This is a genomic window from Bradyrhizobium sacchari (genome assembly GCF_002068095.1).
GTDB lineage: Bacteria > Pseudomonadota > Alphaproteobacteria > Rhizobiales > Xanthobacteraceae > Bradyrhizobium > Bradyrhizobium sacchari.
This window is the reverse complement of the sequence record NZ_LWIG01000014.1, coordinates 70,667-94,504: the sequence shown is the minus strand read 5'-3', so window position 1 is coordinate 94,504 and position 23,838 is coordinate 70,667. Positions and strand designations below refer to the sequence as shown.

The following is a 23,838-nucleotide window of genomic DNA, read 5'->3' as shown; positions in this document are numbered from 1 at the left end:
CGGGCGTGGCCATGGCCACCGCGATCATCTCGGTCATGACCGGCATCCCGGTCCGCCACGATGTCGCGATGACCGGCGAGATCACGCTGCGCGGCCGCGTGCTGCCGATCGGCGGCCTCAAGGAGAAGCTGCTGGCTGCGGCCCGCGGCGGCATCAAGACGGTGCTGATCCCCGAGGACAACGCCAAGGATCTCACGGAGATTTCCGATGCGATCAAGGGCGGCATGGAGATCATCCCGGTCTCGCGCCTCGACGACGTCGTCGCCAAGGCGCTGGTGAAGAAGCCGGTGCCGATCGTCTGGGAAGAGGACACCAAGGTGACGGTGAAGCCGGACGGCGATGAAGCCGCCGGCGGCCTGACCGCTCACTGATCTCAAGCGAAAAAGATGATAAAACGGCGCCTTCGGGCGCCGTTTTTGTTTCGGCGGCGGGAGAGGGCGATGCGGATCGACGGGCAATGCCATTGCGGGAAGATCACCTTCGAGGCCGAGATCGACCCCGATGCGGTCTCGGTGTGCCACTGCACCGACTGCCAGACGCTGACCGGCTCGCCGTTCCGCGTGACCGCGATCTGCACCAAGGCCGACGTCCGGCTGACCGCCGGCGCGCCCAAGACCTACGGCAAGCGCGGCGACAACGGCCGGATGCGCTTCCAGCATTTCTGCGCCGACTGCGGTTCCCCGCTGTTCACGAGCGGCGAGGGCGAGGAGGCCGATGATTGGGGCATCCGCTGGGGCTCCATCCGCCAGCGCGACGCTTTGCGGCCCTCCAGGCAGATCTGGTGCCAGTCGGCGGCGGTGTGGATCGACGCCGTGCCGCTGCTGCCGGGACGGCCGCGGGATTGAGCTGGCTTTGGGGATGAGAAGCCCGCCTTCGCCTGCTCGGCGTCGGCGTGGCAGCCTTCGCCCGCTTCGCGACAGTGCGCGTTTTGGCTGGCTTGCCAAGCCGTAGCCCTCGAAGCGGGCGAAGGCTGGTGGGCGGTCACGGATTCGAACCGCGGACCCTCTCGGTGTAAACGAGATGCTCTAACCAGCTGAGCTAACCGCCCCACCGCGCCTCTTTAGCCCTCCGGCGGGGCAAGGAGCAAGGGGTGGTCGCGTAGCAAACCGCGTTCATTTGACCCCTCGATCGGCTCCTGGCGTGGTATCACCCGCCGGCAAAGCGAGAGGCCTCAATGCAACAGCCCAGCGGACACGAGCAGAACGCCGACCAAATCGCCTATTGGAACGGCCCCAGCGGGCAGCGCTGGGCCGATCGCCATGTCGCGCAGGAAAAGCTGCTTGGGCCGATCGCCGACGTGCTGATCGAACGCGCCGGACCAAAACCGGGCGAGCGCGTGATCGATGTCGGCTGCGGCTCCGGTGCCACGACGGTGGCGTTCGCGAAGGCAGTGGCACCAAATGGCTTCGCGCTCGGGCTCGATATCTCCGATCCCATGCTCTCGCAGGCCCGTGCGTTGGCGCCGAAGGATTTGCCGCTCGATTTCCTGCTGGCCGATGCGACGGTGCATCCGTTCGAGCCGGCGAGCTTTGATCTGCTCGCCTCACGCTTCGGCGTCATGTTCTTTGCCGATCCTGTCGCCTCCTTCGCCAATCTCCGCCGCGCGCTGAAGGCCTCGGGACGGCTCGCTTTTGCCTGCTGGCGCGAGCCTAAGGAAAACCCGTGGATGATGGCGCCGCTGATGGCGGTCTATAAGCACGTGCCGAAAATGCCGCCGGTCGGGCCTGAGGAGCCGGGTCCATTCGCCTTTGCTTCAGAGGAGCGCGTGATGCGTATCCTGAAAGGCGCTGGCTTCGTCGATGTGGCAATGGAGCCGCACAACCTCGCAATGGACATCGCGATCGGCGGCGGTCTCGACGCCGCGGTCGACGGCTCGCTCCAGATTGGCCCGGCCAGCCGCGCGCTGCAGGGCCATCCGCCGGAAACCTATGAGGCCGCCAAAGCCTCGATCCGCGAAACGCTCGCGCCGTTCCTGAAGGGGCAGAGCGTGGCGCTGCAGGGCGCGATCTGGATCGTGACGGCGAAGGTGGCGTAGGGGCGACGCTGTCACCACACCGTCATTGCGAGGAGGTCTTGCGACGAAGCAATCCAGGCCGTTTCTGCGGAGATAGTCTGGATTGCCTCGCTACGCTCGCAATGACGACGTGGATGGGCCTGTGCCCCTTCACACCACATCATCCGGCGCCAGCGCGCAGCCATTGTCGGGATGCGTCTCGACCTGGAGCGTGGTGTGGCCGATGCGGAAGGAGGCCTTCAGCTGCTGCGCCGTCTCCATCAGGAACGCGTCACCGCTGCCTGCGGGCATCACGAGATGGCAGGTCAGCGCGGTCTCGGTGGTCGAGATCGGCCAGACGTGGAGATCGTGGATCGCGGACACGCCGGGGCGCGCCAGCAGGAGCGCCCTGATCGCAGTGAGGTCGGTGCCCTTGGGCGCGGCCGCCATCGACATGTCGATCGAACCGCGCAACAGACTGGTCGTGCTCCAGAGGATGGTGGCGCAGATGACGAGGCTGGTGACGGGATCGAGCCAGAGCCAGCCGGTCCAGATGATCAGCGCCGCCGAGACCACCACGCCGAACGAGACGGCGGCGTCCGCGGCCATATGCAGATAGGCGCCCTCGATGTTGATGTCGTCCTTGCGGCCGCTGGCGAACAACATGGCGGTAAATCCGTTGATGAGGATGCCGATGCCGGCGACCACCATCACGGTGACGCCCGCGACCGGCTCCGGCTCGCGCAGGCGCAAGATCGCTTCCCAGCCGATCGCACCGGTCGCAACCAGCAGGAAGACAGCATTCGCCAGCGCGGCCAGGATGGTGGAGGCGCGCAGGCCGTAGGTGAAGCGGCCGCTCGGCGCGCGCTTTGCCGCGATCGATGCGCCCCAGGCCACGACCAGGCCGAGCACGTCGGAAAGGTTATGGCCGGCGTCGGCGAGCAGGGCTGTGGAGTTGCCGATATAGCCGTAGACCGCCTCGGCCACGACCAGCGCGGTGTTGAGCGTGATCCCGATCGCGAACGCCTTGCCGAAGCTGGCGGGGGCATGGACATGCGCATGGCCAACACCATGATCATGACCGTGGTCATGCTCATGGCCGTGATCATGCGAATGGCCTGCATAATCATGATGGTGATGGTCGTGGTTGCCCAAACCTAACGCTCCCAGGTTTCAGCCAAATCGGGCGCCATTGTAGGCGTTTCGCTTGCCGCGTCACGCCGGAACAGCACGTAGAGCGCCGGCAGCACCAGCAGTGTCAGCACGGTCGAGGAGATGATGCCGCCGATCACCACGGTCGCGAGCGGCCGCTGCACCTCGGCGCCGGCACCAGTGGCAAGCGCCATCGGCACGAAGCCGAGCGAGGCGACGAGTGCTGTCATCAGCACCGGGCGAAGGCGGGTCACCGCACCTTCGCGTACGGCCTCCGCAACGGATCGCCCCTCGCTGCGCAGCCGCTCGATGAACGCGATGATGACGAGGCCGTTGAGCACGGCGACGCCCGACAGCGCGATGAAGCCGACTCCGGCGCTGATCGACAGGGGAATGCCGCGCAGCAGCAGCGCGGCGATGCCCCCGGTCAGCGCCAGCGGCACGCCGGAGAACACCAGCGCCGCATCCGCCGCTGATCCCATGCCCATGAACAGCAGCAGGAATACCAGGAACAGCGCCACCGGCACCACGATGGTCAGCCGCTTCGTGGCCGAGACCAGCTGCTCGAACTGACCGCCCCAGCCGATCCAGTAGCCCGGCGGCAGCTTGACCTTCTCCGCCACGGCGGCCTGCGTCTCGGCGACGAAGGAGCGCAGATCGCGCCCGCGAACATTGGCCATCACCACGACGCGGCGCTTGCCGTTTTCCCGGCTGATCTGGTTGGGGCCCGGCGCGATCTCGATCGCCGCGACGGAAGAGAGCGGCACGTAGCGCGGTGTCGCCGCTGGTGTCCCCGGCCAGGCGGTTTTCGTGACGGAAGCGACGTCCTCGCCCGGCGGCAATGGGATCGGCAGCGACTTGATCGTATCGGGGTCGGCACGCAGGCTTTCCGGCAAACGCACAACGATGTCGAAGCGCCGATCGCCGTCGAACAGCTTGCCGACCGGCTTGCCGCCGATCGCGATCTCGACGAGGGTCTGCACCTCGCTGAGGCTGAGGCCATAACGTGACAGCGCCTGGCGGTCGAGCTTGACGGTGAGGATCGGCAGGCCCGCGATCTGCTCGGTCTTGAGGTCGGCGGCGCCCTCGACGCCGCGAACGACGCCGTTGACCTGCTGGGCGATGCCGGCGAGCACGTCGAGATCGTCGCCGAAGATCTTGACGCCGACGTCGCTGCGGATGCCCGCGATGAGCTCGTTGAAGCGCATCTGGATCGGCTGGGTCATGCCATAGGCCGTGCCGGGCAGGGTGTTGGCCGCCCGTTCGATCTCCTCGATCACCTCGCTCTTCGGTTTGGCGGGATCGGGCCATTCCTCGCGCGGCCTCAGCGTGACATAGGTATCGGCGGCGTTCGGCGGCATCGGATCGTTGGCGATCTCGGCGGTGCCGACCTTGGAGAAGATGGTCGCCACCTCCGGCACCTGCGTCACCGCCTTCTCGAGCCGCAACTGCATGTCGACGCTCTGGGTCAGGCTGGTGCCGGGAATCCGGATGGTCTCGATGGTGATGTCGCCTTCGTCCAGGTTCGGGATGAACTCACCGCCCATGCGTGTCGCGGCTAAGACGCTGACGGCGACAATCAGCACGGCGCCGAACGCGACGCTGCCGCGATAGTGGATGGCGCGCTCGAGCAGCGGCAGATAGAGCCGCTTGGCCGCCCGCATGAAGACGTTTTCCGTCTCCGAGACCTTGCCTGTGACAAGGATCGCAACCGCGGCGGGGACGAAGGTGATCGACAGCAGCGCCGCGCCGGCGAGCGCCATCAGCACCGTCAACGCCATCGGCGTGAACATCTTGCCTTCGGTCCCGGTCAGGGTGAGAACCGGAAGATAGACCACGGCGATGATCAACGTGCCGAACAGGCTCGGCTTGATCACCTCGCTGGCGCCGGCGCGGATAGTCTGGAGGCGTTCATCCAGCGTCAGCAGCCGGCCGCGCCGGTGCTGCTCGGCGGCGAGCAGCCGCAGGCAGTTCTCGACGATGATCACGGCGCCATCGACGATGATGCCGAAATCGATCGCGCCCAGACTCATCAGATTGGCGCTGACCTTGCTCTCGACCATGCCCGTGATCGTGAACAGCATGGAGAGCGGGATGACGCAGGCCGTGATCAGCGCGGCGCGGAAGTTGCCGAGGATCAGGAACAGCACCGCGATCACCAGCGCCGCGCCCTCGACGAGGTTCTTCTCGACCGTCTGGATGGTGGATTCCACCAGATGCGTGCGGTCGTAGACCGCGCGCGCGATGACGCCGTCGGGGAGCGATTTCGCGATCTCCGTGAGCCTGGCTTTCACGCGCCGGGCCACGGTACGGCTGTTTTCGCCGATCAGCAGCATGGCTGTACCGAGCACGGTTTCGTTGCCGTTGGTGGTCGCAGCGCCACTGCGCAGATCCTGGCCCTCCTGGACCTCGGCGACGTCGCGGATGCGCACCGGCACGCCGCCGCGCGAGCCGATCACGATGTTCCTGATGTCCTCGATATTGGCGACCTGGCCGGGGGCGCGGACCAGATATTGCTCGCCATTGCGCTCGATATAGCCGGCGCCGACATTGGCATTGTTGGCGGCCAGCGCCGTCATGATGTCACGGAAGCCGAGCTTGTAGGCCATCAGCCGGCCCGGGATCGGCAGCACGTGGAATTGCCGCTCATAGCCGCCGATCGAGTTGACCTCGACCACGCCGGGAATGGTGCGCAGCTGCGGCTTGATGATCCAGTCCTGGATGGTGCGCAGCTCGGTCGGCGTGAAGCCGGCGCCGGTCGACGACTTCGCACCCGGCCTGGCCTCGACCGAGTAGACATAGATCTCGCCGAGCCCGGTCGAGATCGGCCCCATCGCGACCTCGGTGCCTGCAGGAAGCTGGTCCTTGGCCTGCTGGATGCGCTCGTTGACGAGCTGCCGGGCGAAATAGATGTCGGTGCCGTCCTGGAACACGACCGTGACCTGGCTCAGGCCGTAGCGCGAGATCGAGCGGGTGTAGTCGAGCCTGGGCAAGCCGCCCATCGCGGTCTCGAGCGGGAAGGTGATGCGCTGCTCGGCTTCGAGCGGCGACAGGCCTGGTGCGCGGGTGTTGATCTGGACCTGGACGTTGGTGACGTCGGGGACCGCGTCGATCGGCAGCCGCGTAAAATTCCAAGCGCTGAGGGCACCGGCCGCGAGTGTGAACAGGACCACGAGCCAGCGCTGGCGGACCGCGAAGGCGAGGATGGCGTCAATCATGATCGGCGCCTCCCTTGCCCATCTCCGCCTTGACCACAAAACTGTTCTCGGCGACGTAGCGCTCGCCGGCCAACAGGCCGGCGCGGATCTCGACGAATTTCGGGTCGGCATCGCCAGGCTCCACGGGGCGCGCCTCGATCTTGTCGCCGTCCTCGCGGACGAACACGATGGTCTTGTTCTCCAAGGTCTGGATCGCGCTTCGCCGCACGGCGACCGCGACGTTGCGCGCGGCGAGGATCAGCCGCGCCGTGACGAACAGGCCGGGACGCAGGCGCCCGTCGGGATTTGGCAGCACGACGCGCGCCAGCGCGGTCTGGGTCTCGCTCGAGCCGATCGGCGCCATATAGGAGATCGTGCCCTTGATCTCGCCGCGGCCGTCGTCGGGATCGATCAGCACCTCGTCGTTGATGCGAACGTGCTTCAGGTCCTGCCGGTAGATCGACAGGTCGACCCAGATGGAGGAAAGGTCGGCGACGACGAAGGCCGGCTTCTGCTCGGACGCGTATTCGCCGAGCGAGATCTGCCGCTCGATCACGGTGCCGGCGATTGGCGCCTTGAGCTCGTAGACGGTGAGGCTCTGGTTGCTCTCGATCGCGGCGAGCAGGTCGTCCTTGACGACCCTGTCGCCGATGCGCTTCTGGATCGATTTTGCAATTCCGGGAAAGCGCGGCGTGACCTGAACGACCGCCTCCTGGTTGGCGCGCAGGATGCCGTTGAACGACAGCGTTTGGGTCAGCGTCGCGCCTGCGGCCTCCGCCAAGGTCACGCCGGCGGCAGCCAGCTTGACGTCGGAGATGCGGATGCGGTCGGCGCCGTGCTCGTCCTGCTCGACATGGTCGTTCGGCTTCTCCGGCTTCTTCTCCGCGGCATGCTCGGTTGACGCGACCTTTGCTGGCGCGAGCATGGAATAGCCGTAGGCGCCGAGGGCGGCCGCGATGACGGCAACGACGAGGGTGGAGGATGTCTTCATCGCGCGCTCTCCCGGGCCAGCGCAAAGGGATTGCCGACGAGGCCTTCGATGGTCGCAACACCGGCGTGGAAATTCTGCAGCGCTTCCTGCTCGCGCAGCCGCGCCTGGGTGACGCTCGCCTGAGCGTCAAGCACTTCGAGCAGGGTGAAACGGCCCTGGCCGTAGCCTTGCGAGATCGCCTCGGACGCTTCGACGGCCTTGGGGATGGCGGTCTCGCGCAGCACCGCAAGCTCGCGCAGCGAGCCCTGCAGCGAGTCATAGGCACGGCCGGCAATCACGATCAGCGTGTTGCGGTTGGCCTCGCGCTCGGCCCTGGTCTTGGCGAGGCTCTCCTGCGCGGAGAGGATGTTGCCCTGGTTCTGGTCGAACACGGGGATCGGCACCGAGACGGTCAGGCGCACAGCGTCGTCATTGGTCTCGTTGAAATGGCGCCAACCCGCGGCGATCCGGACGTCCGGATGGGGTTTGAGACGCGCGATCAGCAACTCGGCATTGCGCTGGGCATAGACCGCGGTCCAGCGTACCAGTTGCGGATTGGCATCGATGGCGGCGACCACCGACTGGAATGTCGGCGGGCGCCCCGTGGTGTCGAGGCGGCCGGAGACCTCGCCGAATTTCGCCGAGGGATCGCCCATCAATACCGCAAGCTCGCGCCGGGCGCTCGCCAGCGTCGCCTTGAGACGCTCGCGGTCGGCCTTCACCAGCGCGGAGGCGACCTCGGCGCGGCCGGTCTCGGCCGGGGACGAGGCGCCTGCCTCGACGCGGCGGCGCAGCAGCGGCGTCAGCCGGTCGATCGCGTCGACCTGCTCGTCGAGGATTTGGATCCGCCGCTGCGCGCCGAGCACACTGAGGAAGGCAATCGCGGTCTCCGACAGCACCTCCAGCCTGACCGCCTTGCGCTGGATCGCGGCGACCTCGACGCCGGCCTGTCCGGCGGCGATCCTGGCGTCGCGCTTGCCGAACAACTCGAAGGCCTGGCTGATCTGGAGCGTGGTCTCGGCCGATCTGGTGCCGCGATAGATGCCGGAGCCGAGCGAATTGTCCTGCTCGTAGGACAGTTCCGGATTGAGCAGCGCACCGGCCTGGATGCGCTGGCCGGTGGCGATGCCGACATCGCGCTCCGCCGCCGTGAGGCGCGGGCTCGCGGCCAGCGCGCGCGAGAGCGCCGCGCGCATGGTCAGCGTCTGGGCGTGTGACGTCAGCGCCAGGGGCGGGCTGATGAGAATAGCCAGCGCGCACGCGACGCGCGCCGCCGTTCGTCTGCGAAACATGAAAAAGACCTGTGAAGGAGAACCGATGGGCGCGCGCAGGCACCCGGCTGATCCGTTCAGGTCAGGCGTTTTGGAGGCGGTGAGTCGGTGTCGGGTGCAACACTGATGAGCGCAGGTTGCTGCTGCGGAACCGGCGCGTTCAGCACATCGGTGGCAACCGCCGGCTGGACCACCTGTGCGACGGCAACTGAGAAGCAGCCATGGCAGTGATGGTCGGCAACGGCCTTGTGACCCTTATCTCCGGCCGCAGCATCATCGAGGATCAAGGCGATCTCCGAGCCGCCGGCCGGGCTGGTCACATCGATGTCAAAAGCGCCGTGAAAGACGCCGGAGAGCAGATACATGGCAGTGACGAATACGGCCATGAGTCCGCGCCAGTTGCGCGTGAAGCTCAGTCTGAAGGGCCGGCGGTTCGGGACCACGAATTCACTCTTGCTGTCGATCCGGCTGGCCTAGCATGGCAGCAGGAACAGTGTCGACCCGCAATCGTGTTACGTGTGGGGAACTCAACGTCGCAGCCGCACACGGCTGATGCGACTGCGACCGGCTCGCAACATATGCGGCTCATTCGGCCGCCTCCCGAATTTGCTCGGACGCGACAACGTCGCCCGAGCGCAGCCCAAAACCCTTCACCAGGCCGAAGATGGCGGGGATCACGATCAGCGTCAGCAGCGTCGACGAGATCATGCCGCCGATCATGGGCACGGCGATACGCTGCATGATCTCCGATCCCGTTCCGCTGCTCCACATGATCGGCAGCAGGCCGGCCATGATCGCAACCACGGTCATCATCTTCGGACGGACTCGCTCGACCGCGCCTTCCATGATGGCCTGGTCGAGATCGGCGCGGGCGAGGGCGCGGCCGGCGCGCGCGCAGCGCGCTTCGGTTTCGGCGAGGGCGTGGTTGAGGTAGATCAACATCACCACGCCGGTTTCGGCCGCCACGCCCGCAAGCGCGATGAAGCCGACCGCGACCGCGACCGAGAAGTTGAAGCCGAGCCACCACATCAGCCAGAGTCCGCCGACGAGCGCGAAGGGCAGGGACAGCATCACGATCATGGTCTCGGTGATCGAGCGGAAGTTGAGATAGAGCAGCAGGAAGATGATCAGCAGCGTCACCGGCACCACGATCTTCAGCCGCGCGGTGGCACGTTCCAGATATTCGTATTGTCCGCTCCAGACCACGTAATAGCCGGGCGGGAAAGGGACGCTCGCCTGCACCGCCGCCCGCGCATCGGCGACATAGCCGCCGAGGTCGCGGTCGCGGATGTCGACATAGATGTAGGTGGCGAGCTGCCCGTTCTCGGTCCGGATCGAGGTCGGCCCGCGCGCCGGCGTGACGCTGGCGACTTCGCCGAGTGGGACGGCGCCGCCGCCCGGCATCGGCACCAGGATGTCGCTGGCGATCGCCTTCGGATTGTCGCGCAGGTCGCGCGGATAGCGCATGTTGACGGTGAAGCGCTGGCGGCCCTCGACCGTCGTCGTCACCGTCTGGCCGCCGAGCGCGGTGGCGATGGTGTCCTGCACGTCCTGCACCATGACGCCGTAGCGCGACAGCGCCTCGCGGTCCGGCGTGATCTCGAGATAGTAGCCGCCGAGGCTGCGCTCGGCATAAGCCGAGGACGTGCCCGGCACGGCCTTGAGCACCTGCTCGATCTGCCGGGCGAGCTTGTCGATCCCGACGAGGTCGGTGCCGATGACCTTGATGCCCACGGGCGTGCGGATGCCGGTCGAGAGCATGTCGATGCGCGCCTTGATCGGCATGGTCCAGGCGTTGGAGACACCGGGGAACTGCAGGGCCTTGTCCATCTCGGCGATCAGGCTGTCGATGGTCACCCCCGTGCGCCATTGCTCCTTCGGCTTGAGGTCGATGATGGTCTCGAACATCTCCGACGGCGCCGGATCGGTCGCGGTGGCCGCGCGGCCGGCCTTGCCGTAGACCGACGCCACTTCCGGAAACGAGCGGATGATCCGGTCCTGGGTCTGCATCAGCTCGGCCGCCTTGGTCACGGAGATGCCGGGCAGCGTCGTCGGCATGTAGAGCAGGGTGCCTTCGTTGAGGTTCGGCATGAACTCGGAGCCGAGTTGGCCCGCCGGCCAGGTCGAGGCGGCGAGCACGCCGAGCGCGAGCAGGATGACCGGGATCCGCGCCCTCAGCACCCCTGAGATCACCGGACGGTAGATCCAGATCAGGAAGCGGTTGATCGGATTCCTGTGCTCCGGGATGATTTTGCCGCGGACGAAGATCACCATCAGCGCCGGCACCAGCGTTACCGACAGCAATGCCGCCGCCGCCATCGCGAAGGTCTTGGTGAAGGCGAGCGGGCTGAACAGACGGCCCTCCTGCGATTCCAGCGTGAAGATCGGCATGAACGAGACGGTGATGATGAGGAGGCTGAAGAACAGCGCCGGCCCGACCTCGGCGGCGGCCTCGGTCAGGATCGCGACCCGCGACTGGCCGGGCTGGGCGCGCTCGAGATGCTTGTGTGCATTCTCGATCATGACGATAGCGGCGTCGATCATGGCGCCGATCGCGATCGCGATGCCGCCGAGGCTCATGATGTTGGAGCCGATCCCAAGCAGCTTCATGGCCCCGAAGGCCATCAACACACCGACCGGGAGCATCAGGATGGCGACCAGCGCGCTGCGGACATGCAGAAGGAACACGATGCAGACCAGCGCCACCACGATGCTCTCCTCGAGCAGCGTGTGCCGGAGCGTGTCGATCGCGGCCTTGATGAGGTTGGAGCGGTCGTAGACCGGGAAGATCTCGACCGATTTCGGCAGGCTCGTCGCGATCTCCTTGAACCGCTTCTTGACGTTCTCGATCACGTCGAGCGCGTTCATGCCGAAGCGCTGCAGCACGATGCCGCTCGCCACTTCACCTTCGCCGTTGAGCTCGGCGATGCCGCGCCGCTCGTCCGGCCCGAGCTCGACGCGGGCGACATCGCGCAGCTTGACCGGCGTTCCGTTGTCGGTCTTCAGCACGATGTTGCCGAGGTCGTCGACGCTTTTCAGATAGCCCTTGCCGCGGATGACATATTCGAACTCGGACAGCTCGACGGTGCGGCCGCCGACGTCGGCATTGCTGGCGCGGATGGCCTCGCGCATCTTCTGCATGGTGATGCCGAGGTCGCGCATCCGCTGCGGATCGAGGATGACGTTGTACTGCCGGACGAAGCCGCCGACACTGGCGACCTCCGCCACGCCTTCCGCCTTGGCGAGCGCGAACTTCAGATTCCAGTCCTGGATCGTCCGGGTCTCGGCGAGGTTCAACTCCTTGGACATCACGGCATATTGGTAGACCCAGCCGACGCCGGTGGCGTCGGGTCCGATCGTCGGCGTGACGCCTGCGGGCAGCCGCGACGCGGCGCCGTTGAGGAATTCGAGCACGCGCGAGCGGGCCCAGTAGATGTCTGTACCGTCCTCGAAGATGACGTAGACGAAGGAGACGCCGAAGAAGGAGAAGCCGCGCACCACTTTCGACTTCGGCACCGTCAACATCGCGGTGGTGAGGGGATAGGTAACCTGGTCCTCGATCACCTGCGGCGCCTGTCCCTGATATTCGGTGTAGACGATGACCTGGGTGTCGGAGAGGTCAGGGATGGCATCGAGCGGCAGATGCAGCAGGGCATAGAGGCCGGCAGCAGTGGCAAAGCCGGTGCCGAACAGCACCAGCAGCAGGTTGCGTGCCGACCAGGCGATGATGCGCGCGATCATGGCTTGCCTCCCATGGCGCTGCCGCCATCGGCGAGGCCCTTGAGGGCCGCCTTGAGGTTGCTCTCGGCGTCGATCAGGAAGTTGGCGGAGGTGACGATGGCGTCGCCCTCGGCAAGGCCGTCGCGGATTTCGACATAACCGTCACCGCGTCGCCCGAGCTTGACCTCGCGCGGCTCGAAGCGGCCCTGTCCCTTGTCGACCAGGACGGCCTGCCGGCTGCCGGTGTCGAGCACCGCGCTTTCGGCGACGCTGAGCACCGGTGCCGGATTGCCGGTATCGATCTCGGCGTCGACATACATGTCGGGAAGCAGCGCGAGGTCGGTGTTGGCGAGCTCGATCCGGATCCTGGCCGTACGCGTCTCCTTGTTCAGCTGCGGGTAGATCACGCTGATCCGGCCCTTGAAATCGCGGCCGGGATAACTGCGCGCGCGCACCGTCACGCCCTGGCCGACCGCGACGCCGCCGAGGTCGCGCTCGGCGACGTCGACCGTGGCCCACACCAGCGAGATGTCGGCGATTCGGAACAGGATGTCGCCCGGCTGGGCGCGCATGCCGTCGATGGCATTGCGCTGGAGCACGATGCCGTCACGCGGCGACGACCATTGGATGGTGATCGGGACCGTGTGGCTCTTCTCCATCTCGGCAATGACGGGTTCGGGAACGTCGAGATTGACCAGCCGCTGGCGCGAGCCGCGGCCGTAGGGCTCGATGCCTGCCGTCGTCTTCGACGTAATGGTCGCGAGATATTCGGCCGCTGCGGACGATACCGCAGGGCTGTAGATCTCCATCAGCGGCTGCCCCTTGGTCACGCGGCTTCCGGTGGTGACGTCGGCGACTTTCTGCACAAAACTCTCGGCGCGCATGGCAATCACCGAGACCCGGCGTTCGTCGAGCTGGATCGTGCCGGGGGCGCGCACCAGCGTCCGCAGCCGGCGCAGCTCGGCCGGCTCCGATTTGACGCCGCTGCGCTGGATCTTGCCGGGCGACAGTTTTACCGAGCCGTCGTCGCTGTCGTCGCCGTCATAGACGGGGATGTAGTCCATCCCCATCGAATCCTTCTTCGGCACCGGCGAGGTGTCGGGCAGGCCCATCGGGTTGCGGTAATATCTGATCTTGCGATCGCTTTTTTGCTCTGGCTTGGGGTCGGCCGCCGTCATCTCCGCGGGCTGCTCGGGCTCGTCGAAGCTGATGTCCGCGCCGGCAGGGACGGCACGGTAGTCGCGGCCGTCTTTGGTCTTCTCAGGGAACAGCGAATAGAGCGGCTTGCCGTCCGGGTCCTGGTAATAGATCGGGGCAGCCGTATCCGCAGCGTTTGCCGCGGATACGATGAAGCTGTCACGCGACTGCTGTCGCAGCCCCGCGAACGGCATGACACCTGCCGCGGCGAGGATCGCAGCGGCAGTGCCGATCAGGAGGCGGCGGGTCATTTCTCGGCCGTGACGACGAGCTTGTTCTCGACCGTTCCGGTCTCGCCCTGCACCTTGGCGCCGAGCGAGAGCTGCCAGCGGCCGGCCATGCCGAAGGTCGCCTTGAACCGGTAGGTGCCGGGCTCGGTGCCCGGCATCGCCATGACCTTGGTGGCCATCTCCTGCATGCCGTCGGGTGCCATGTCGAGCCGAGTGGCGAAGATCACCGCGTCGGGTACTGCCTTGCCGGTGGTCTTGTCCACCAGTCGCACCGTGACGACGCGATCGGCGCCGGCCTTGACGGTTGGCTGCACGAGCTGGAATTCGTAGTTCTTGATCTCGGCGCGCGCGGCGGTGGCGAACGCAGCGGCGATCAGCGCGGCCATGGCGGCGCGCGCGAGGTTGGACGTTGTCATGATTTCAATTCCTCGATGGGACTGGTGGAGCCGCACGCAACGAAATGTTGCGGGTCGACAGGCCGCGATGCGCGCCGGTTGCGGCACGCATGTTCACCAGGCGCCTGGGCGCCTGTCAGACGATCGATCGAGGTGGATGATCCGGAGGAGGCCGGACGAGCCCGTCAGCAATGATATCATCGAGCGGCCGGAGTTGCTCGACCGCCCGCGGACTGACGGTTACAGTCGCGACCCCAGGTCCCTCCTGCAACACCTTCAGCGCGCAGATCGCGAGGAGCGGACAGTCCTGGCACTGCTTGCTGTTCCGCTCGTCGGGGCAGCAGGGCATGTCGGCCGACATGTCCTGCGCGTCGGTCATCTGCATGTCGCTCGCCATCGGATGTGCCGCCGACGGCGTCACCAGCGGCGCAGCCATCAGCCCCGCGGTCACGAGGACCGCGAGCACGAGCCTGAGGATGCGACGAGCAATCATGCCGCCACATTCTCACACGCAGGCAACGTTGGAAAGTGCGGCGGTTCACGAGTGTGCGAGCAGGGCGCACTGGTGGGTTAACCGTCTCGGACGATGGCGGGTACCATGTTAGGGCGCGATCCCGCGCGCCGAAGAGCAACGGCCATTGCGGTTGTGGGGAACGCGATGGTGCACATGCACGCGCGAGAAGACCCCAGCCGGGACTGACCGGCCGGGGCCTCATGTGCTCACAATCTTCATCCTTGGGACTTGAACGGACAATGCGCATTCTAGCGGTTCGTTCCATCGACGGCCCGAAATTAGGAACGTTTGTCATCCCCCCTCATTAGCGGTTCGGAGTGTTTGAGGAGGATGGACTATGGACGGACTGATCTATCTCATCGGCCTGATCGTCGTAATCATGGCGATCCTGTCGTTCTTCGGCCTGCGCTGAGAGAACCACGATGGCAATCGAAACTCTTGTGCGGGAAGACGTGATGGAAGGCGGCCTCGTCGACGCCGAGGAGCGCCGGACCATTCAGTGGGGTTCGGTGATCGCAGGCGCTTTGGCCGCCGGCGCGATGTCGTTCATCCTGATCGGCTTTGGCGTCGCCATCGGCCTCGGGGTCAGCTCGGCGTCGCCGACCTGGCGCGATGCGTCGGCGGCGCTGGCGTTGCTGTCAGGGCTGTATCTGATCATACAGGCGATCATCAGCTTCGGCTTCGGCGGCTACATCGCCGGCCGGACGGCGCGGCCGGCGCCCGCGCTGACCTCAGTCGAGGACGACGCCGAGCGGCGGGACGGGCTGCACGGGCTGACGTGCTGGGCTCTAGCCGTGCTGATAGGAGCTGCACTGCTGGCGATCATCGGTGCGGCCGCGATCGACCGTTCGCCGATGCGCAGCTCGAGCGGCAACGCGTCGTCCGCCGAGCCGCTGCTCAGCTATGAGCTCGACAAGCTGTTCCGTGCGCCGCGGCGGCCTCCCGCCGACATGCGGGAAGCCCGCGCGGAGGCTGGCCGAATCCTGATGACGTCATCGAGCCACAGCGGAGTCGCGCTCGACGATCGCAATTATCTCGTGCAGCAGGTCACGGCGCTGACGGGCCTGGCGGCGGCCGATTCCGAGCGTCGGGTCGACGCCCTGATCGCCGACGCGCGGACGGCGATCAACCGCGCGCGGCGCAACTCCGTCATCGTTGCGTTCTCGGTGGCGGCGTCGGCCCTGATCGGCGCAGCGGTGGCCTGGGCTGCAGCGGTCGCCGGCGGACGTCACCGCGATGGAGCGCCGCTGCCGAACTGGATGGCGAGCTCGAACCGCTTCCATCGCAGCCCGCGTCCGATGCCGGTGTCGTAGCGCTCAAGAACATGGCCGGGATTAAGCCCGGCCATGTTGGCGCATGGTTTCAAGGGAGGCCTACGCCTTCTCCTCCCAGATCATCGCCAGATGGACGATGGTCTGCACCGCCTTCTCCATGTCCTGTCGGCTGACCCATTCGAGGCGCGAGTGGAAGGCGTGCTCGCCGGCGAAGATGTTGGGGCAGGGCAGGCCCATGAAGGACAGGCGGGAACCGTCGGTGCCGCCGCGGATGGCGGTGCGCATCGGCCGCAGGCCGGCGCGACGGATCGCCTCGATGGCGTATTCGAGGACGTGCGGGTGACGGTCGATCACCTGCTTCATGTTGCGGTACTGCTCCCTGACCTCGAATTTGTAGGTCGAGCGCGGAAAGTCCCTCATCACGTCCTTGACGATGCCCTCGAGCAGGGCCTCCTTCTCCTTCAGCCCTTCCTCGGTGAAGTCTCGCACGATGAAGGCAAGTGTCGCCTGCTCCAGCGCGCCGTCGATGCCGATCGGATGCAGGAAGCCCTGCTTGCCCGAGGTGGTCTCGGGCGAGCAGCCTTCCTTCGGCAGCCGCTCGACGATGGCGGCCGCGATCTTGATCGCGTGCTCCATCTTGCCCTTGGCATAGCCGGGATGGGCGCTGACGCCGTTGATGGTGATAGTGGCGCCGTCGGCCGAGAAGGTCTCGTCCTCGACGCTGCCGGCGCTCTCGCCGTCCATGGTGTAGCCGAAGTCGGCACCCAGCTTGGTCAGATCGACATTGTCGACGCCGCGGCCGATCTCCTCGTCCGGCGTGAACAGGATCTTGATGGTGCCGTGCTTCACGTCGGGATTGTTGATGAAGAAATGCGCGGCATCCATGATCTCGGCGACGCCTGCCTTGTTGTCGGCGCCGAGCAGCGTGGTGCCGTCGGTGGTGATGATGTCGTTGCCGATCTGGTTCTTGAGCGCCGGATGCTCGGCGAAGCGGATCACCTGGCTGGTGTCGCCCGGCAGCACGATGTCGCCGCCGCGATAGTTCTTCACCATTTGCGGCTTGACGTCCTTGCCGGTGACGTCGGGCGAAGTGTCCATGTGCGAGCAGAAGCAGATCACCGGCACCTTCTTGTCGGTGTTGGCCGGGATGGTGCCGTAGACATAGCCGTAATCGTCGAGATGGGCGTCAGCGACGCCCATGGCCTTCAGCTCGGCGGCGAGCACGCGGCCGAGATCCTTCTGCTTCTCGGTCGAGGGCGAGCTGGGGGATTCCGGATCGGACTGGGTGTCGATGGTGACGTAGCGCAGGAAGCGCTCGGTCACGGTATGCGAAAAGGAGAGGGAGGACATTTCTGGTCAAACCGCCGGGCTTCTGGGAGCAGGTCTTGGGGACGCAGGCGGTATATCAGAAAAGCGGGCCGAGATGCGGCCGGGAACGAATCCGATCAGGCTTAATGAAACGTCACCTCAGATCGCCTCCTTGAGTTCCTTCACCGGGCGGAAGGCGACCTTCTTGCTGGCCTTGATGTGGATCGCTTCGCCTGTGGCGGGGTTGCGGCCGGTGCGGGCGGCGCGCTTGCGGACCTGGAGGATGCCGAGGCCGACGATGCGGACCCGGTCGCCTTTCTTCAAGTGCTTGGTGATCAAATCGACCATGTCGGTCAGGACGGCCTCGGCGTGCTTCTTGGAAAGGTCCTGGCTCTCGGCGATATCGGCGGCGAGGTGCTTGAGCGTGATGGTGGCAGAAGCGGCTGCTTTCTTAGCCGAGTCCTTCTTAGCCGAGTCCTTCTTAGCCAAGTCTTTCTTAGCCATGTCTGGCCTCCTCGATTCCAGGCGGTCACGGGGCGAGGGCCTCGGAACCGCGCAAGTGACGGAAGGCGTAGACGATTCGGGACCGAACTGACTACGTCGCGGGACGTGGAGGGGGCCGCCCCCGCGCGCGATCGCGGCGGAACGGGAGTATTCCAGCTTTAGGTACCAACGTCCTTGACTTCACCTGGTCCCGCCTTTAATTCCCCCCTCGTTCCGCGCGGACACATACGCGTCACGCGGGAGTAGCTCAGTTGGTTAGAGCGCCGGCCTGTCACGCCGGAGGTCGCGGGTTCGAGCCCCGTCTCTCGCGCCATTTTTGGCAAATAGATCAAACAGTTGCTGTCTTTTGAGCCGCCAAGGCGCCGCTTGGGCTGCTGTTCAAGGCTGTCGCTCCCCACCCGGCCAGAATTCGCTTATTTCGGCTTCGAGTCCTCGATATGCGCAAGGATGCGCCGTGCGTCCGCGCTGCCGGCCTGCGCCGCCTTGGCCAGGAGCCGCCTGGCCTCGGGATGGTCCTGCCGGCCGCCGATTCCGTTGGCGTTGCATCGGGCGAGATTGACCATGGCATCGAGCCCGCCCATCGCGGCGCTCTTCTGGTAAAGTGCCCGGGCCAGTTTCAGGTCCTGCCTGGTCCCCAGTCCTTTCTCGGCAAGTTCGCCCATCCTGTTGATCGCGGTCGCATCGCCAAGATCGGCGGCCCGCCGGTAGAACGCATAGGCCTTTGCAGGGTCGCTGGCCGCGCCTACTCCACGCTCCTGCTGCAGGCCGAGGCTGACGAGCGCCGGAGCAACCTTCCTCTCGGCGGCCATCTCAAAATAGAAGCGCGCTCGCTCGGGATCTTTCTCGACGCCGTTGCCGCTGTCGTACATCAATCCGAGCTCGTAGAGCGCGCGGGGATTGCCGAGTTCGGATGCCGCCCTGTAGCTCGCCATCGCCCCCGTGTAGTCGCGCGCGGCGAACAATGAGCGCCCGAGCTGATAGTGCAGCCGGTCCGCCCCGGGCGACCGCTTGACCGCATCCGAGCACGCCGCAACCGCTCCAGCCGCCTTTGTGTCGTCGCGTGCTTCGCTCTGCTCGACGCCGATCGCCCTCGCATCCGGCAACGCGGCAACGAAATTGTCGCAGCGCTGCATGAGGGCGGGATCATCCTGGACGACCTGCTTGACGGGATTGAGATAGATCCTGTCCTTGGAGAGCTGGCCATACATGTATGGCGTCTGCTTCCGGCGCGTTGCCAGCCGGACGTCATCGCGAACGTTGCGAAACAAGAAGTTGATCTCGAGGTCGGCCTTGGGGAGATATTTCAGGAGTGCCGCGGCGAAAGGGCTGTTGCGGCCTTCGCCTTCTTCCGCAATTCGACCCGGCTCCGCCGGAAAGAACACCAGCGTGTTGCGGATCGGTGCGCTCCCTGCCGAGGTGGGGGAGGCGCTGCGGCGGCCGTCCGGCATGGCAGGAAACGCGTTCTCTCTCATGGCATCCAGGATCACCAGGCCCAGCCTGCGGGCCCGCGCCGCACTGGCGGTCACGACAGGCAGGGGAATGGTCTCTGCGCTGGCCGACTCGGGTGTCGCGAGATGCGCATCGACTGGGATCAGGTAACCGCCGACGCCGGCGGCCGCGCTGTATCCGGCAAAATAGAAGATCGCGATGTCCGCGCCGGCGGACTTCTCGGTGAAAGCGCCGAGTCCCGCGCGCAGGTCGCCGATGGTCGCGTCCTTGCGCAGATCGACGTCGAAGCCGAGGCCGACGAGAGCTGCGGCAATGTCCTCGGCGTCGTTGACGGGCGAGCCGAGCCGCGGCGCATTCGCGTAGCCAGCGTTTCCAATGACGAGCGCGACACGGCTGCCGGCAGCTTCTGCTTCGGCGTCGAAGAGGACCCCGATGGCAATGAACAGTGCCAGCCAGCGCAAGATGAGGTCGCGTCCCTTAGTCGATGTCCGAATGGAGCTGCCGCCTCATCCACTCGCGGTAGGTGAGGAAATCGAGGCCGAGCAGACCATAGTCAACGCGCAGAAACCCGTCCACTCCCGTTGATACCGCCGCGGGAGCCTGCCGCGCGACCTCCTGCGCCATCACGCCGACATAGAACGTCGCATCACCCTTGTATCGGTAGCGATAGAGCTGGAGACCATCACCGGTCCGGCCGAGTGCCGTGATGTCCTCCTTGAGGCGGACGTCGGACGGAATGGTGACGCGGCTCGCGGCATTCGAGGCGGCAGCGGACGCCGCTCTGCTGGCTGCGCTTGACGCGGCATTCGAGACTGATCGACCGGCGGCGTTCGACGCTGCGGATGACGCGGCCGAAGAGGCCGCTCTGCCGGCTGCGGCTGATGCCGCCTGCGATGCCGCCCGGCTGGCTGCGCTCGATGCGGCATTGCTGACCGCAGTCGAAACGGCATTGCTGACCACATTGCCGACCACGTTGCTGACGACGCCGCTGACCACGTTACCGACATTCTGGTTCACGCGGGCAACGACCCGCCGATATTCGCGATTGCGAACCTTCTCCTCTTCCGAGCGGGTGTAGGCGGAGACGAGGAGCCCGCGTCTGCGCGCCTCGGCCACCGCGTTGATCATGCATCCCCTGGGATTGCCCTTGGACCGGCAGAGCTGGAATTGAAGCTGGACGTAGTCGGGGTATTTCTTGATGGATCTGGCACATGCCCCGGCATCGCCGTCGAAACAGGCGTTCACGTCGCTGTCCTGCGCGGTGCGCAGCATCAGTTCAGTGGAATTGACTGGTCGCAGTGCAAGGTCGCTGCCCGGCGGCAGGCGGTTCTGGCGCGCGCTCGGATAGCGTTCGGCAAACCGGCCGACTACGCTCTTATCGCGCGATTCCTTCAGGATATCCCATGCCTTCTCAATCGATTCCGAACTGCCGGCGGTGGTCTCGGCCGAGGCGAGCTGATACCCCGCCGGCGGCGGACCGGGCATGTCGATCTGTCCGGCGGTCTGGCCGGGCTTGGCCGATTTCTCGAGCGAGGTCAGCGTGATCCGGGCGATCTCGACATGCTCGCCAAACGGATAGAGATCCAGATAGGCACGGTAGGCCGCAAGCGACTTCTGTCGCTCGACGATCGTCCAGGCGTTTGCTTCAGCGGCCTGCAGCTGCGCAATCCGCTGGTCGATTTCGCCCGTATGCGCGCTCGCCGGGAATTGCTGGGCAAAACGGCGCAAGGTCGCGATCTCGTTGGTCGAGCGGACGAACTCCCAGGCGACCTGCTCGGCGTCTGCTCCGCCGTCGCTGGTTGCGACGGCGGATTCGCCGTTGAGATAGATGTCGCCCTTCGGCAGCGTCCCGTAGATCGCAGGCTCCTGCGTCCCGGTCTCCTTCCGGACTTCGTCGTGCACGATCCGGAAGAGATAGTTGATCTCGAGCTGCGGCGTTTCGACGTGGCGCAGGAGCGAGCCGGAATAGGGGCTGTTGCGCCCGGCACCGTCGCTCGCCGTCGTGCCGGCAGCGGCCGCGAAGGCAACAAGCACGTTGTCGCTCACCTCGACAGGGGCGAGGCCGCGCGCGCCGGCCGCAAGCGGCGTCGGGGGGCCGGGCGTGCCGACCGCCGGCCCAGTCGCCGCCTTGGATGATCGTGACAGCGCGCGTCCCGCGGCGGCCTTCGTCGTTTCGAACGGGTCGTTGCGACAGGCGTCGAGAACCACGAGGCCGATGATCTTCGGCATCACCGAGATATCGATCAAGGTCTCGAGATTGATCGCTTCGGCATAGACGTCGACCTCGGACTTGATCTCGGCATCGACCGGGATCAGCCAGTTCTTTCCGTCCATTTCGACGCCGTGGCCGGCAAAAAAGATCACCGCCTTGTCGGCCGTCTTCGCAGCATTGCCAAATTCGATCAGGGCCTGCCGGAAATGATTGTAGTCGAGGTCGGCGAGATGCCGGACCGAGTATCCGAGCCGGCCGAGCGACGTCGCCATGTCGGCGGCGTCGTTGGCCGGGTTGATGAGCTTTGGGACCTTGCGATAGTCGCTGTTGCCGACGACGAGCGCGATTCTGTCGTCCGCCGTGGCCTGCGCCTGCATCGAAACGAGGGTCGACAAGGCTGCGACGCCGAAAATTGCGATCCGGCGCGCCAGATCCCGCAATCTGAACGCGGGAGGTGAGGCTGCGAAAGTACGGATCCTGAAATGATCAGGCATCAGCGGAAACTCAGAAATCGAAAGATAGGAAAAAAGCGCACATGGGCATTCGTTGTGGATTCTACATCAAGAGGAGCTGGATGACGACATCAAAGGCCTGCGCTGCAGGGTGAACCGGGATGGCGTCTGCTTCGACCAAGAAGCTGCACGCAGCGAAGGTGAAACCAATCGTGTTGCGCCGGTGTTGATGGTGAGCAGCGGTCAAGGTCGGAGACTCCCGATGACCAGGACAGTGAATTTTGCCCGCGCGTCGATTCTGGCCCTCCCGCTTCTCGTGGCTTTGTGCAGCGTGGCCCGCTGCGATGATCCGGCCGAGTCGTCACGGGAGTCGATCATTCAGAACGTTCGTGAGGATGTGCGGCGACACATCCGGGCACAGCAGACACAGGAAGCGGGCAAGCCCTCGAAGAGCACGGAGCTGAGCCCGGCGGCAACGCAGCGTCGTGTCACGAAGAAGCGAAACCGCACGGTGACATCGTATCGGGATTGAAAATGTCCAGATCATCGACCACGCCGAATTTTTGCATGAGCGGGATGCCGCGATTCCGCTCATCTCGCAGGTGCCATCCGCCACGGACGTAGCTGTAGATGTCCACGCGTATTCAACCGAAAGACGCGGTGCGGCCCTGCCGCGCGCAACGAGGGCGGAGAAAGTGTTGCAAATGAGCATCAGGCGGGAGCGTTTGATGCACGCGCAGCCCGATTCACCCAAATGGGTGAAGACGCCGTGGAGGCCACGCAAATAGTTTCCCGCATCAAGGCGCGCGGGATCGAATCTCTCGCCAGCGCTCGGGGCTAAATCAATAGGGGCTATTCAAATACCATGAGGCCAGGAATTTTCCGTCACGGCTTTGCCTTTGCCGTTCTTGCTTTGCTTAGTTTGTTTACGACGCGACCCGCGTCGGCTCAGTCAGCCAATATTCCGCGAGAAGTCGTCACCAACGTCATCCAGAACATCATCCAGAACGTTCGCGATCAGATCCAGCATCGCAGGGTTATTGCGCCTCCGGGAACGCTGCGCTTCAGCGGCGAGGAGTCGGATTTCGATCGCCGCGATCCGTTCGCGTCCAGGGGTGTCAGCAATCCCTTCGGCGCGCTGGCCTACGCCAAGGCTCCGGCGCTTGCAGCACCGCCCCCGGCGGCCTGGCTTTACGGCGCGAACCTGGTCGGCAGTGGCGACAGGGCGCAAGCGACCGGGGTCGAGGTCAGCGTGGCGACGGTGACCGGCGCGGTCGATGTGACCAAGATCGGCATCTTCACGGCAACCGACGCGTTGACCTTCATCGGGACCGGCTCCCACTCGTGGTCGCACAGTTTCGCGAATGGCGGAGTGACGGCCGATGGCTCAATTCCATCGACCTCCGGCACGCTGTCTTACATCAACGGCGGTTTCTCGGCCGACTTCACCGCACTCGCAAGCTGGACCCACACCACGACCAACCTGGCCGTTGGCGCGTCCGGTGATGGTAGCGGCATGGCCTATACCTGGAACGGCCAATACCGGTTCGACTTCCCTTACACCGTGTGGATCGAGCCCACGGTCGGGGTGACCTATTCGGAGAGCTATACCGCCAATTTCGGCAGCAAGACGGGCGACTCGACCGAATTCCACGGTGGCACGCGCGCCGGTTTCGAGACGAAGTGGCTGGGCTTCACGGTCCAGCCGTCGATCTCGGGTCAGTACTACAGGATCGTCGACTCGAGCGGCGCCGGCGTCATCGGAGGCACGGTCCCCGTTGCCACCGCGATCGGCACCTATGGCTATCGCGGTTCGGGCAAGATCAACGTGCTCTGGACGCCGCAGCTGTCATCCTTCCTCGAAGTTCATGGCAGCAGTATCACCGTGCCGAGCTCACCCGCGGTCAATAGCCTTGGAACGTCGATCGTCGGTACGCAGGCCGGCCTTCGCTATACCTGGTAGCGTCGCCTGATATCCCGAGGACAGATGCCCGCCATGC

At 65.5% G+C, this 23,838-nt stretch carries 20 protein-coding genes and 2 tRNA genes; 7 read left to right on the top strand and 15 right to left on the bottom strand.

Annotation, left to right across the window (positions count from 1 at the left end):
- On the top strand, nucleotides 1–371 hold a 371-nt coding region (locus tag A5906_RS44700), incomplete at its 5' end, for a S16 family serine protease (protein WP_283807708.1).
- Between the two features lie 69 nt (nucleotides 372–440).
- Nucleotides 441–845 carry a GFA family protein gene (locus A5906_RS19235; protein ID WP_080136951.1) on the top strand — a complete coding sequence of 135 codons (405 nt, stop codon included), beginning with the start codon at nucleotides 441–443 and terminating at the stop codon, nucleotides 843–845.
- A gap of 126 nt (nucleotides 846–971) precedes the next feature.
- On the opposite strand, the gene A5906_RS19230 is transcribed toward A5906_RS19235, so the two are convergent.
- A tRNA-Val gene (locus A5906_RS19230) sits at nucleotides 972–1,048 on the bottom strand.
- A 126-nt stretch (nucleotides 1,049–1,174) separates the two neighbouring features.
- On the opposite strand from A5906_RS19230, the gene A5906_RS19225 reads away from it, so the two are divergent.
- Nucleotides 1,175–2,035: a class I SAM-dependent methyltransferase gene (locus tag A5906_RS19225; RefSeq protein ID WP_080136950.1), complete on the top strand. Its 861-nt coding sequence runs from the start codon at nucleotides 1,175–1,177 to the stop codon at nucleotides 2,033–2,035.
- A gap of 129 nt (nucleotides 2,036–2,164) precedes the next feature.
- On the opposite strand, the gene A5906_RS19220 is transcribed toward A5906_RS19225, so the two are convergent.
- From A5906_RS19220 to A5906_RS19180, 9 genes are all read right to left on the bottom strand, one after another.
- Nucleotides 2,165–3,148: a cation diffusion facilitator family transporter gene (locus A5906_RS19220; RefSeq protein WP_080136949.1), complete on the bottom strand. Its 984-nt coding sequence runs from the start codon at nucleotides 3,146–3,148 to the stop codon at nucleotides 2,165–2,167.
- Between the two features lie 2 nt (nucleotides 3,149–3,150).
- The gene (ihpC, locus tag A5906_RS19215) at nucleotides 3,151–6,363 is read right to left on the bottom strand and encodes a divalent metal ion exporter subunit IhpC (protein ID WP_080136948.1); all 3,213 of its coding nucleotides are present in this window, start codon (nucleotides 6,361–6,363) and stop codon (nucleotides 3,151–3,153) included.
- Nucleotides 6,356–7,333, bottom strand: coding sequence for a divalent metal ion exporter adaptor subunit IhpB (gene ihpB, locus A5906_RS19210; protein ID WP_080136947.1), 978 nt, complete (start codon nucleotides 7,331–7,333; stop codon nucleotides 6,356–6,358). Before ihpB ends, ihpC begins: the two co-directional genes overlap by 8 nt.
- Nucleotides 7,330–8,604: a divalent metal ion exporter subunit IhpA gene (gene ihpA, locus A5906_RS19205; protein ID WP_080136946.1), complete on the bottom strand. Its 1,275-nt coding sequence runs from the start codon at nucleotides 8,602–8,604 to the stop codon at nucleotides 7,330–7,332. The genes ihpB and ihpA overlap by 4 nt, the downstream gene beginning before the upstream one ends.
- A gap of 56 nt (nucleotides 8,605–8,660) precedes the next feature.
- Nucleotides 8,661–8,969, bottom strand: coding sequence for a hypothetical protein (locus tag A5906_RS19200; RefSeq protein WP_167523498.1), 309 nt, complete (start codon nucleotides 8,967–8,969; stop codon nucleotides 8,661–8,663).
- 199 nt (nucleotides 8,970–9,168) lie between these two features.
- Nucleotides 9,169–12,324: an efflux RND transporter permease subunit gene (locus tag A5906_RS19195; protein ID WP_080136944.1), complete on the bottom strand. Its 3,156-nt coding sequence runs from the start codon at nucleotides 12,322–12,324 to the stop codon at nucleotides 9,169–9,171.
- On the bottom strand, nucleotides 12,321–13,751 hold the full coding sequence (locus A5906_RS19190) for an efflux RND transporter periplasmic adaptor subunit (RefSeq protein WP_080136943.1): 1,431 nt from the start codon (nucleotides 13,749–13,751) through the stop codon (nucleotides 12,321–12,323). The genes A5906_RS19195 and A5906_RS19190 overlap by 4 nt, the downstream gene beginning before the upstream one ends.
- Nucleotides 13,748–14,146: a FixH family protein gene (locus A5906_RS19185; RefSeq protein WP_080136942.1), complete on the bottom strand. Its 399-nt coding sequence runs from the start codon at nucleotides 14,144–14,146 to the stop codon at nucleotides 13,748–13,750. The genes A5906_RS19190 and A5906_RS19185 overlap by 4 nt, the downstream gene beginning before the upstream one ends.
- 115 nt (nucleotides 14,147–14,261) lie before the next feature.
- Nucleotides 14,262–14,618 carry a hypothetical protein gene (locus tag A5906_RS19180; protein WP_080136941.1) on the bottom strand — a complete coding sequence of 119 codons (357 nt, stop codon included), beginning with the start codon at nucleotides 14,616–14,618 and terminating at the stop codon, nucleotides 14,262–14,264.
- A gap of 443 nt (nucleotides 14,619–15,061) precedes the next feature.
- Between A5906_RS19180 and A5906_RS19175 the strand changes: the two genes are divergently transcribed.
- Complete coding sequence (locus A5906_RS19175) at nucleotides 15,062–15,952, top strand: hypothetical protein (protein WP_080136940.1); 891 nt, start codon at nucleotides 15,062–15,064, stop codon at nucleotides 15,950–15,952.
- 60 nt (nucleotides 15,953–16,012) lie between these two features.
- Here A5906_RS19175 and pepT read toward each other — a convergent pair whose 3' ends face one another.
- Complete coding sequence (gene pepT / locus A5906_RS19170) at nucleotides 16,013–17,263, bottom strand: peptidase T (protein ID WP_080136939.1); 1,251 nt, start codon at nucleotides 17,261–17,263, stop codon at nucleotides 16,013–16,015.
- A 117-nt stretch (nucleotides 17,264–17,380) separates the two neighbouring features.
- Nucleotides 17,381–17,725 (bottom strand): HU family DNA-binding protein, encoded by a 345-nt coding sequence (locus A5906_RS19165; protein ID WP_080136938.1) that lies wholly within the window; start codon nucleotides 17,723–17,725, stop codon nucleotides 17,381–17,383.
- A 236-nt stretch (nucleotides 17,726–17,961) separates the two neighbouring features.
- On the opposite strand from A5906_RS19165, the gene A5906_RS19160 reads away from it, so the two are divergent.
- Nucleotides 17,962–18,038, top strand: a tRNA-Asp gene (locus A5906_RS19160).
- 100 nt (nucleotides 18,039–18,138) lie between these two features.
- Here the strand turns inward: A5906_RS19160 and A5906_RS19155 are convergent.
- From A5906_RS19155 to A5906_RS42600, 3 genes are all read right to left on the bottom strand, one after another.
- Entirely contained in the window at nucleotides 18,139–19,635 is a 1,497-nt protein-coding gene (locus A5906_RS19155) for a caspase family protein (protein WP_080136937.1), read from the bottom strand.
- A 16-nt stretch (nucleotides 19,636–19,651) separates the two neighbouring features.
- Nucleotides 19,652–21,781 carry a caspase family protein gene (locus A5906_RS19150; protein WP_161495409.1) on the bottom strand — a complete coding sequence of 710 codons (2,130 nt, stop codon included), beginning with the start codon at nucleotides 21,779–21,781 and terminating at the stop codon, nucleotides 19,652–19,654.
- 160 nt (nucleotides 21,782–21,941) lie between these two features.
- Nucleotides 21,942–22,085: a hypothetical protein gene (locus A5906_RS42600; RefSeq protein ID WP_161495408.1), complete on the bottom strand. Its 144-nt coding sequence runs from the start codon at nucleotides 22,083–22,085 to the stop codon at nucleotides 21,942–21,944.
- Between the two features lie 15 nt (nucleotides 22,086–22,100).
- On the opposite strand from A5906_RS42600, the gene A5906_RS41490 reads away from it, so the two are divergent.
- Entirely contained in the window at nucleotides 22,101–22,370 is a 270-nt protein-coding gene (locus A5906_RS41490) for a hypothetical protein (protein ID WP_136615345.1), read from the top strand.
- 333 nt (nucleotides 22,371–22,703) lie between these two features.
- On the top strand, nucleotides 22,704–23,801 hold the full coding sequence (locus tag A5906_RS19140; protein WP_136615344.1) for an autotransporter outer membrane beta-barrel domain-containing protein: 1,098 nt from the start codon (nucleotides 22,704–22,706) through the stop codon (nucleotides 23,799–23,801).
- Nucleotides 23,802–23,838 lie beyond the last annotated feature (37 nt).